This is a genomic window from Bradyrhizobium frederickii (assembly GCF_004570865.1).
Lineage (GTDB): Bacteria > Pseudomonadota > Alphaproteobacteria > Rhizobiales > Xanthobacteraceae > Bradyrhizobium > Bradyrhizobium frederickii.
The window spans coordinates 1-9,804 of the sequence record NZ_SPQS01000060.1; the positions used below are offsets into that span (position 1 = coordinate 1).

Annotated in this window: 10 protein-coding genes and 2 pseudogenes; 8 read left to right on the forward strand and 4 right to left on the reverse strand. The window is 59.6% G+C overall.

The window, feature by feature from the left end; translation table 11 throughout:
* Both E4K64_RS38415 and E4K64_RS42015 read right to left on the reverse strand, forming a co-directional pair.
* Positions 1-214, reverse strand: a 214-nt coding sequence (locus E4K64_RS38415; RefSeq protein ID WP_167767821.1) for a transposase, incomplete at its 3' end; no start/stop codon positions are given.
* A 15-nt stretch (positions 215-229) separates the two neighbouring features.
* Positions 230-613, reverse strand: a complete 384-nt coding sequence (locus E4K64_RS42015; RefSeq protein WP_164719167.1) for a transposase — start codon at positions 611-613, stop codon at positions 230-232.
* A gap of 181 nt (positions 614-794) precedes the next feature.
* On the opposite strand from E4K64_RS42015, the gene E4K64_RS38425 reads away from it, so the two are divergent.
* The 5 genes from E4K64_RS38425 (at position 795) to E4K64_RS38445 (ending at position 6,380) form a co-directional block, all read left to right on the forward strand.
* On the forward strand, positions 795-1,412 hold the full coding sequence (locus E4K64_RS38425) for a hypothetical protein (RefSeq protein ID WP_135167579.1): 618 nt from the start codon (positions 795-797) through the stop codon (positions 1,410-1,412).
* A 420-nt stretch (positions 1,413-1,832) separates the two neighbouring features.
* Positions 1,833-2,609: a cupin-like domain-containing protein gene (locus E4K64_RS38430; RefSeq protein ID WP_164719166.1), complete on the forward strand. Its 777-nt coding sequence runs from the start codon at positions 1,833-1,835 to the stop codon at positions 2,607-2,609.
* Positions 2,602-3,579: a threonine/serine dehydratase gene (locus tag E4K64_RS38435; RefSeq protein WP_126262224.1), complete on the forward strand. Its 978-nt coding sequence runs from the start codon at positions 2,602-2,604 to the stop codon at positions 3,577-3,579. Before E4K64_RS38430 ends, E4K64_RS38435 begins: the two co-directional genes overlap by 8 nt.
* Before the next feature lie 505 nt (positions 3,580-4,084).
* Positions 4,085-4,321: a hypothetical protein gene (locus E4K64_RS38440; RefSeq protein WP_126262223.1), complete on the forward strand. Its 237-nt coding sequence runs from the start codon at positions 4,085-4,087 to the stop codon at positions 4,319-4,321.
* Entirely contained in the window at positions 4,311-6,380 is a 2,070-nt protein-coding gene (locus tag E4K64_RS38445; protein ID WP_135167580.1) for a recombinase family protein, read from the forward strand. Before E4K64_RS38440 ends, E4K64_RS38445 begins: the two co-directional genes overlap by 11 nt.
* Before the next feature lie 8 nt (positions 6,381-6,388).
* Here E4K64_RS38445 and E4K64_RS38450 read toward each other — a convergent pair.
* Positions 6,389-6,499: pseudogene (locus tag E4K64_RS38450) on the reverse strand (integrase core domain-containing protein); the annotation flags it as partial.
* A 75-nt stretch (positions 6,500-6,574) separates the two neighbouring features.
* Between E4K64_RS38450 and E4K64_RS38455 the strand changes: the two are divergent.
* Positions 6,575-7,563 (forward strand): annotated as a pseudogene (locus tag E4K64_RS38455) (IS110 family RNA-guided transposase); the annotation flags it as partial.
* 71 nt (positions 7,564-7,634) lie between these two features.
* A complete protein-coding gene (locus tag E4K64_RS38460; protein ID WP_235884955.1) occupies positions 7,635-8,198 on the forward strand; it encodes an IS256 family transposase in 564 nt (187 codons plus the stop codon).
* A 62-nt stretch (positions 8,199-8,260) separates the two neighbouring features.
* On the opposite strand, the gene E4K64_RS38465 is transcribed toward E4K64_RS38460, so the two are convergent.
* On the reverse strand, positions 8,261-8,608 hold the full coding sequence (locus E4K64_RS38465; RefSeq protein ID WP_235884954.1) for a hypothetical protein: 348 nt from the start codon (positions 8,606-8,608) through the stop codon (positions 8,261-8,263).
* Positions 8,609-9,563: 955 nt separating this feature from the next.
* Here E4K64_RS38465 and E4K64_RS38475 point away from each other — a divergent pair.
* Positions 9,564-9,804 (forward strand): hypothetical protein (locus E4K64_RS38475; protein ID WP_135167358.1); only part of this gene is annotated, 241 nt, incomplete at its 3' end.

Consider the following 9,804-nt stretch of genomic DNA (forward strand, 5'->3'; position numbering starts at 1 on the left):
TGCCGGCTTCCAGGAACTCCTTGGACCAACCGTAATACATCGAGGCGGCGATGCCTTCGCGGCGGCAGAGCTCGGAGATGTTCTCCTCGCCCCGCAGCCCCTCCAGCACAATACGGATCTTCTCTTCCGCAGAGTAATGCCGACGGGTCTGGCGCCGGATGTCCTTCAACACTTGTTCAGCCGCCGGCTTACGCGGCCCGGATTTCTGCTTCATCTTCGCTCCTGGTGGCTACGATGAACCAGAAATCCTCCTTCCGGAAAACCCTTCAATCTGTCTCAAGAGTGCTGACGGCGAACAGTCCAGGCCATCCTGGCGAGCTTGTTGGCAAGCGCGATGGCCGGTGGGCCGCCGGGCCAACAATCGCGTGAGCCATGGCCGATGATCGGTGCCATGGAACTTGGCGTAGCGGATTACAGCGAGCGCGCCAGCCGTGTACAGGCTACGCAAATAGCGATCGCCCTGCTTGCTGATGCTGCCAAGCTTGTCTTTGCTCCCGCTCGAGCTCTGCTTTGGCGCGAGACCAACACAGGCCGAGAAGTGCCGCCCGATCCCTAGCCGAGTTCGCACAAATAGGCCTACGAAATAAGGTAGTTGAAGGATTGCTGTTTGCACGGCACCTTCCAGCTTGGATCCAGCGCTCAGTCAGTGGTGAGCTGAACCGGGGACACGAGCTCGCCCCCGGGGGACCCAGAGTGCGACTCCGAACAGACCACACTCCTCAACCAATCTGCGCCAGTAACTAACGGAGGATTACCCAATGGCTTATGAAACTCTTGTGGATCTATCTCAGGACTTGCTGATCATCACGGCGAGATTCCAGGAGCAGCTCGAAGATGTGGCAGACCAGCTCGACCTCGCGACGCGCTCTGGCGCACGAGTGTCGAGATCGCGGGCGAGGCGCGCATTGCGCGACGAGAACCTGTCCCGTGCACGTCTCGATCGTGCAGCGCGTTCAGGGTTGCGGGCCGATCGTGCGGCGCGCTCCCTGCGCGACGAAGAGCTGCGGGCCGAGCTCGCCGATCGTGCGGCGCGCTCGTTGCGAGATGAGGAACTGCGGGCCGATCGTGCAGCGCGCTCCCTGCGCGACGAAGAGCTGCGGGCCGAGCTCGTCGATCGTGCGGCGCGCTCGTTGCGAGATGAGGAACTGCGGGCCGATCGTGCAGCGCGCTCCCTGCGCGATGAAGAGCTGCGGGCCGAGCTCGCCGATCGTGCGGCGCGCTCGTTGCGAGATGAGGAACTGCGGGCCGATCGTGCAGCGCGCTCCCTGCGCGACGAAGAGCTGCGGGCCGAGCTCGCCGATCGTGCGGCGCGCTCGTTGCGAGATGAGGAACTGCGGGCCGATCGTGCAGCGCGCTCCCTGCGCGACGAAGAGCTGCGGGCCGAGCTCGCCGATCGTGCGGCGCGCTCGTGACGCGACGAAGGGAGTGAAATGGCCGCGCGATCGGCGCGTGAGCTGGGAACGGTGGCCGCCCGATGGTGGCGCGACTTCCAGGCGGTCTAGAATTGTGAAGTAGTGCAGTGCTCACTCCATCCGAGAAGCGAGTCGGATTCCTCCTGAATTTGGAGATCCGACCGCATATCTCGATAAGGAATACTTCGTCCGCCATCGCATCGAGACGACTAAGCGAATCCTTCTCACCGCCAGAATCGATGTGCCGGCCGTTGCTTCGCATGATCGAGGAGGACCACGATAGTAATCGTTTCTAGAGGTCACTACACCACGGAAGAGTTGAACCAGGATATCCTTTATAGGCGGGACCTTAAGCAGCACAGCTAAAGTCAGACGAAACTCCTCCGCTCGATGCGACGGAGTTCAAATTTAGGAGTTATCATGAATCCGTCGGTGGTTAACAGAGCGTGGCTGGAGACCGCGCAATCGATCGATAGCATCGCTACTCCGAGTGCAGAGGAATTTCATCGGCGATTTGTGCGTCCGGCGCTTCCGGTCGTCATCAAAGGCGCGGCATTGACCCTGGGGGCTATCGAACGTTGGACCTCCGGCTACTTAAAGGCAGCAGCAGGCCATAGGCGTGTGCCCATCGAATTCTCTCCGGATAAAGAGTTCGCTGTGCCAGAGCGAATTGGTAAAGATCAAACCCACTCGACGTTTGGCCGCTTCGTCGATTATCTGCTCTATGGCGACGCGGCAAGTCAAACGACCTATTACCTCGCCCAGATTGATGCGTTGCGGTATCTCCCTGAACTTGTGGGTGATGTCGTTCGTCCGCCGTTCGCCCCACTCGCGAAGATCATGAGGCCTCCATACTTATGGATGGGCATTGGCCGTAACGCCTCGAAGCTGCATTACGATTCCTACGATAACCTGTATGCAATGATAAACGGTCGTAAGCATATTACCTTGTTCCCGCCGGCGGATCGCAGGAACCTCTACCCATATAACGACCATCCTAAGTATCGTCACTTTAGTCGTTTAAATCTTCGCCTTCCAGATCTCGATCGGTTTCCGAGATTGTTGAACGCGCGGCCTTTCGAATGCGTATTGTGTCGTGGCGATATTCTTTACATTCCGGAGGGGTGGTGGCACTATCTTCGATCGCACGGCCTGAACGTTGCGGTGAACTGGTGGTGGATAGAAGGGCATGCCTGAGGGCGCTGGCGCAAGCCTTGTTGGCCGCATAGTTGCGGCTGAAGCTCGCATCAGATCACTCGTGAGGGAGACTTTCGTCGACCATTCCCCTATTCTTTCGGCTTTGTCCGGGGGAGGGGAGGTATGGCTCAAGTACGAGAACCTTCAGCACACGGGATCTTTCAAGGTCCGCGGCGCTCTCAACAAAATCCTGTCCCTCTCCAAAGACGATCTCGCCCGCGGCGTCATCGCCTCGTCAACGGGGAACCATGGACTAGGCGTCGCCTACAGCCTTTCCGCGCTAAAGGCACGCGGGACCATATTTCTGCCCACGACTGCCTCGAAATCCAAGATCATCGCTCTTGAGCAGTACAAATCCGTCAAGCTGCAGTTTTTCGGCGCGGATGCGGTTACCTCCGAAGCACACGCGCGCGAAGTCGCGGTCGTCCAACATCGGGCATACATCTCACCCTATAATGACTTAGACGTTATCGTGGGTCAGGGCACTATTGGCATTGAACTTGAGCGGCAATGCCCTAAGCTAGACGCAGTGTTCGTATCGGTCGGTGGCGGCGGCCTTATCAGCGGCATCGCTAGTTATCTCAAGCCCCGCCATCCTGACCTCCGGATCGTCGGCTGCTGGCCTGAGAATTCCCCGGCATTGTATCTTGCGTTAAAGGCTGGAAAAATAGTCGATGTGTCCGAGAACCCTACATTGTCGGACGGCACTGCGGGCGGCATCGAAAGTGAGGCCATCACTTTCAGTTACGCCAGAGATCTCATAGACGAGTGCGTCCTGGTTCAGGAAAACGAAATCGCGGACGCTATTCGGCTCGTGCTCGCTGGCCACAGGATGGCAATCGAAGGAGCCGCAGGAGTAGCGGTAGCCGGCTATCTGAAGACGGCAGAGCGATACGCTGGCCAGAACGTTGCCGTCGTGGTATGCGGCGGTAACATTTCCTATGAGACGCTATGCTCAATCCTCTGCTAACAGAGTGTAGCGAGACCGAACTTTGGACCACCCAGAACTAGAGTTTTGCGCCTTGGTCACGTTGGCGGGCTGGTGGCGCCGGCGTGATTTTGCAGCAAAATCGGCGGCCGATTGCCGATGGCTCCATGGGGCCGCTCCTCGTTGTACAACAAGGCTTGAGAACGCCCAAGGGACCGTATGCCGTGAGGTTCTGTACCGGCATCACCCTTGGGTAGGCCGCGAGGTTTTCGTCCATGGTGTGATCGACAAGGCGGACGGCGTTGTTTTCCGCTGCACGCTGGATGGATCGGAGACGCAGCGTTTTCTGGAGATCCCATCCTGGATGTTCGACCGCGCGGCATGTGCTCGCGGTGGCAGCCTAACGGCAGAGCCGTTTGTCAGCCTGAAGGGCTCAACGCGTTGTCGTCGCTTGTCGATTCGGCGGTCAAGAGCGCGACATCATCATTGAATGAACCGCTTTCCGGTGCATGCGGAGTCTCTCACGATCAGAATCGGGGAGAGGCTCATGGCAAGCAGGACGGCGATATCGGCGAACCCGGTTCGGCGCAACCGGCGGTTCGGCGTGCATCAGATGGACCTGTTCACGGGTGGCATAGCGCACGGCGCCGTCGGTGTACCGGAATGGCGGGAGCTGCCGAAGGAGGCGCAGGATGCGCTGGTGAACTTGATGACGCAGCTGGTGCTGGACCATGCACGAGTAAGCGCAATGCTCGCGAAGAGGGAAGACGGTCATGATCAGTGACAAGGTCCGCCCTCACCATCTCGAGCGCAAGGCGATCCTCTATGTGCGCCAGTCCTCCGCCCATCAGGTTCTGCACAATCGTGAGAGCAGCGCGTTGCAATACGCGATGCGCGACCGATTGACGGCGCTGGGGTGGTCCAAGATCGAGGTGATCGACGATGATCTTGGGCGTTCCGCTGCCGGCGGCGTCCAGCGCGCGGGCTTCGAGCGGATGGTGGCCGAGGTCTGCCTCGGCAAGGTCGGCGCGGTCTGTGCGCGGGAGGTCTCGCGCTTTGCCCGCAATAGCCGGGATTGGCAACAGCTGATCGAGATGTGTCGCGTCGTCGACACGGTGCTGGTTGACCAGGAAGCTGTCTATGTTCCGCGGCATGGCAACGACCGACTGCTTCTCGGGCTGAAGGGGAGCCTCAACGAGTATGAGCTGGACCTTTTGCGACAACGCTCGCTCTCGGCACGCTACGAGAAGGCCAGCCGTGGCGAACTGATTGCGGCCACGCCAGTCGGTTTTGTGAAGGTCGGTGATCGCTACGAGAAGGATCCGGACCGGCGTGTGCAGGACGCCGTTACGCTCGTCTTCGACAAGATCGAGGAACTCGGGACCGCGCAGCAGGCGCTGCTGTGGTTCCATGAGCACGGCCTCGACCTACCGGTGAAGCAGCCGAACGGCGACACAGCCTGGCGGCGGCCCAGCTACGCGACTCTCCACAGGATGGTCGAGAACCCGGTCTACGGCGGAGCCTACGCCTATGGTAGAACAGCCGTAGCGACGGGGTACGGCGTCCATGGCGCAGGCGCGAAGATCCGGCGGAAGGCGCGCGCCGAGTGGCTCGTCCTCAAGCCGGACGCCCACGAAGGCTATGTGAACTGGGAGAGGTTCGAAGCGATCCGTACAATGGTCTCCAGTAACGTGCCCACGAGCCGGCATCATGGCGCGCCCAAGCATGGCGAGGCGCTGCTCGCTGGGCTCATCCGCAGCCGGCGTTGTGGCCGCAAGCTGACGCTGCGCTACAGCGGTATGAAGCATCACATCCCCCGTTACAGCTGCTCGCGCGGCTGGATGGACAACGGCGAACCGCGCTGCATCGCGTTCGGTGGCTTGCGCGTCGATGATGCGATCGAAGGGGCACTGCTCGGCGTTGTCGGACCCGGCGCCGTTGCGGCGGCTACGGCCGCCGCAGCCCAAGCCAGACATCAGAGGGATCAAGTTCGCGAAGCGCTCGGCCGTGATCTCGAAGCGGCCCGTTACGCCGCCGATCGCGCCTTCCGGCAATATGACACGGCGGATCCGGCAAATCGCCTGGTTGCCGCGGAGCTTGAGACGCGCTGGAATCGCTCGCTTGCCCGCGTCGCCGAGGTAGAGAGCAAGATTGCCGCGCATGATGCGACGACCGCACCGACAGCGATCGATCCAACGATGCTCAGCGTGCTGGCCTCAGACCTCAAGTCAATCTGGTCAGGGCCGACCATCGATGCGCGGCTGAAGAAGCGCATCGTCCGTACGCTGATCCACGAGGTCGTTGCCGATATCGATGACGAAGCGTCCGAGATCGTTCTTGTCGTGCATTGGGCGGGCGGCGCTCACAGCGAGATGCGGCTGCCGAAGCGTCGACGGGGGCAGCGTAACAGCACCTCCGGTGACATCATCGCAGCCATCCGGCAACTGGTGCTGATCGCCAGCGACGACCTGATTGCGGGCCTGCTCAACCGCAACGGCCTCAAGACGGGCAACGGCAACCGTTGGACCCGTGAGCGCGTCACAACCACGCGATCTTATCATCGGATACCCGTCTTCCGGCGGGCCGAGGATAGCGTCGAGCCATGGCTCAATCTCTCCGACGCCGCCAGGCTTCTCAAGGTCGCATCCAAGACGCTGCGCTTGGCCGCAGAAGCTGGTCAGATCGAAGCCGTCCACCCTCTGCCGGATGGGCCATGGATCTTCGCGCGCGCGGCCTTGACCACGGATGCCGCCACATCCATCACCGAACGAGCGCGGCAGAACCCAAGATACCCCGCAGGATCGCATCCCGATCAACAAAGTCTCTTCTCTTCAACAACATAGACAAATGGGTGTTCTGATGCGCGGTTGTAGTCGGCCCGCCAATGTCGGAGTTCGATCCTGGCCTGGGCCAGCGAGGTGAACAGCGTCTCGTTCAACAATTCGTCTCGGAGCCGGCCATTGATGGGGAAGACGGCCCCGCTCCCTCGGCGCTGGCGCTATGCTGGCGATATCTGTACCTAACAGGAGCAATCATCATGGAAGTCGTGACAATTGGGTTGGATATTTCGAAGCACGTATTTCACGTTCATGCGGTTGACACTCAAGGTCAAGTGATCAGCCGCCAACGCCTCCGGCGCGGTGAGATCGTCTCCTTCTTCTCCTCCTGTCGCCCTGCCTGGTTGGGATAGAAGCCTGCGCCACCGCCCATTACTGGGCGCGCGCGATTCAGCGGTTTGGACATAACGTGAGATTAATACCGCCCGCATATGTGAAGCCCTATGTGCGGCGGGGAGCAAAGAACGATGCCGCTGATGCGGCCGCAATCTGTGAAGCAGTTAGCCGCCCCAATATGAGATTTGTTCCCATCAAGAGCGTGGAGAACCAAGGCTTCTTAATGCTTCATCGTGCAAGACGCCTGCTGGTCCGCCAGAGAACCATGACGGCCTGCGCCATTCGAACTCACTTTGCGGAGTTCGGAATTATTGTCGGACAGGGCCGGCAAAGGGTGGATAGTCTTGTGGATTTGTTGGATGACGAGGAACTCGCGCTACCTGCCACTGCCCGTATGGCGCTGGATGTTCTTGTGAACCAACTGAAGGAATTGGACCGGCAGGTCGACGCTATCGAGCGTGAGCTGGCTCAGATGCAGAGAGTAAATCCGATGGCGAAGTTGCTGCCCTCGATTCCCGGCGTTGGTCCCATAACGGCCACGGCGCTCGCCGCGACGGTGCCGGACCCGACCATGTTCCGCTCCGGGCGAGAATTCGCGGCTTGGCTGGGCCTGACGCCTAAGCAGAATTCCACCGGCGGGAAGGACCGGCTCGGCCGCATAACGAAGCAGGGCGACTCCTATCTCAGGCACTTGCTTGTCATCGGGGCACGCAACGTCGTTCGGTATCCAAAGGCACGGTCCCGAGTTGGAGGTGGCTGGATCGAAGCTCTGCTTGAGCGGCGTCGGCCCATGGTCGTCGCTATCGCCGTCGCCAACAAGTTGGCTCGGATCATCTGGGCGAATCTCCGCCGCCTCGAAGAACGGATCAGATCCTCGGCATCTGTGAGGGCGCCAAGGAGGACAAATCCGGCTGGTCATCGTTTCTGCGGCATCTCGTCGATCGCGGTCTCGAGGGCGTGCAGTTGGTTGTTTCCGATGCGTGCCGAGGTCTTATCGAAAGCGTTGCGGATTATCTGCCGGAGGCCCGCTATCAACGCTGCATGGTGCATTTTTATCGCAATGTCTTCAGCCACGTGCCGTCGACCCGGGTCCGCGAGGTGAGCCACATGCTCAAGGCCATTCATGCCCAGGAGAGCCGCGCCGCGGCCGACGAGAAAGCCAGGACCGTCATCGCGGATCTGCGGGCAAGCCGTATGGCCAAAGCTGCTGATCTCGTCGAGCAGGCGGTTCACGAAACGCTCGCCTACTATGCCTTTCCGGACATCCATTGGCGGAAGATTCGAACGAACAATCCGCTCGAGCGCATCATGAAGGAGATCCGGCGACGAACCCGTGTCGTCGGCGCCTTCCCCGACGGTCAATCCTGTCTCAACTTGGCGGCGGCCCGGCTGCGGCACATTGCCGGAACGGCGTGGTCGACCAAATGCTACATGAACATGCGACCGCTCTATCAGCCACAACTCTCTGAAACCGGAGCCGTCGCCTGATCAAAAGTGCGAAACATTCTGGACAGTACCCGTCCAGGGCGTCAGCTAGCGTTCAGAACCGACTAATGCCAATCATAGTCGTCAGACAGCTGCCAAGCTGGTAGCCTTGCGACGCAGCGGTTCAGAGCGATGACGCCCGCAAGCGCGGTCGGTTTAGAGTGAATGAGCACGTCTGCGTACTCCTCGAGAGCCAACCTCTTTTGCTCGCTGATCGCGTCGGCGGCATCAAACTCTGGCCCCTCGACCAGTTTTGCGGATATGGAGGCCGCGGCATCGACTTGCGCGCGCAGCTTGCGGTGATGCTCAATTACCTCAAAAATCGAATCTCGTTCAGTCAGCAAGCGGCATTTACATAATGCGATCTTAGATTGCGCCAACCAATCCTCGTGGGTGCTTGCAGTTCTTCCCAACAGATCCCTTCAGTTTCCACGCTGCCCGTCGCGGTGAGGCCCGACGTGCCGCGCACCACTGCGATTGCTTCTCTCCTGCTCCAAGAAGCGCTTTGAGCGGACGGTTCTGATTTGCGTCACCTGCAGATTCTTGTAGTTGACTGCTCGTGTTCTCCGGGCAAGAGTCGCTCTCGAGCTGACCTTATGCCAGTCGCCGGCCCAATCACAACTGGCAGTATGGAGAGCAGAGCAATGTCTCCGCTAAAAGCAATTGCCAATTGGCTGGAATCGCTAGAGTTGGACATGCAGCTTGAGGTCGCTGGCTTCGCGGCATTTTATATATTTGAGCGGTCTGATGCTCTCACGCTAGGCGGATCGGACCAGCTCGAAGCTCTTCATCGGTGGCTGAACGAGCCGGGCCTACCATCATACATCGCCGCAGACCGTGCCTTATCCTTTCGAATATGCTTCGGTAGCTTTGTCGATGATAGAATGATGGAAGCAGGGTGGAAGCGAACTGAGGAGCTAGTTTGCAAAATTCTTAAAGAAGCGAAGCGCAGCGGGAAGTTCGCGGCTTCGCGCAAGGCGCAGAGGATGCTCGCGCTTCTCCCGGCTCGGAAAGAGAGTTGGGAACGTGTTGTGAGATCCTGGAATGAATTGGCTGTGACTTGTCTAACAAACGAGACTGTACGAAGTTGGAGCGCCGCCAGCACGCGCATTGGGTTGAAGGTTATTCCAAGTAGTGGCGTTCCGATTGTTCCGCTCAGGTCGCCTCATCGAGGCACCGGTTAGTTCTGCCTGCCGGCACTATCTCAGGTGCCGCTCTGTCAGTGACTATCGTAAGCGCGTCGCTCCAGTTCTGCGTCGATGTTCGCAATGACTCTTCCAAACCTCGCGCCAATCACCGGTCTAGCATGTGGTCGGTTGTGAAGAACACGCAAGCCGTTGAGAGAGAATCGATTTTTGGCGAACAGACATGGTTCTGTTCGCAGGATTTCGGCGGGTGAGCCCGCAGTTTCTTGCAAATTGCTCTTGGGCGATCGCTGTGATTCTGTCGCGGCGGGCTAATCAACGACGGGCAATTGCAATGCGGCCGAAGGCGCGGCGGGAGAGCGGACAGAACGATCTGTTCAAGGCGAGGCTCGATCAAATCGTCGATCCGGACCATGCGCTGGTCAGACTGTCGGGCTCGATCGACTGGCGGTTCCTCGAAGACC

What these genes read in the sequence shown, in the direction of transcription:
- E4K64_RS38445 (WP_135167580.1), top strand. Translation starts at nt 4,311, where the DNA reads ATGATCAGTGACAAGGTCCGCCCTCACCATCTCGAGCGCAAGGCGATC.
- E4K64_RS38430 (WP_164719166.1), top strand. Translation starts at nt 1,833, where the DNA reads ATGAATCCGTCGGTGGTTAACAGAGCGTGGCTGGAGACCGCGCAATCG.
- E4K64_RS38435 (WP_126262224.1), top strand. Translation starts at nt 2,602, where the DNA reads ATGCCTGAGGGCGCTGGCGCAAGCCTTGTTGGCCGCATAGTTGCGGCT.
- E4K64_RS38440 (WP_126262223.1), top strand. Translation starts at nt 4,085, where the DNA reads ATGGCAAGCAGGACGGCGATATCGGCGAACCCGGTTCGGCGCAACCGG.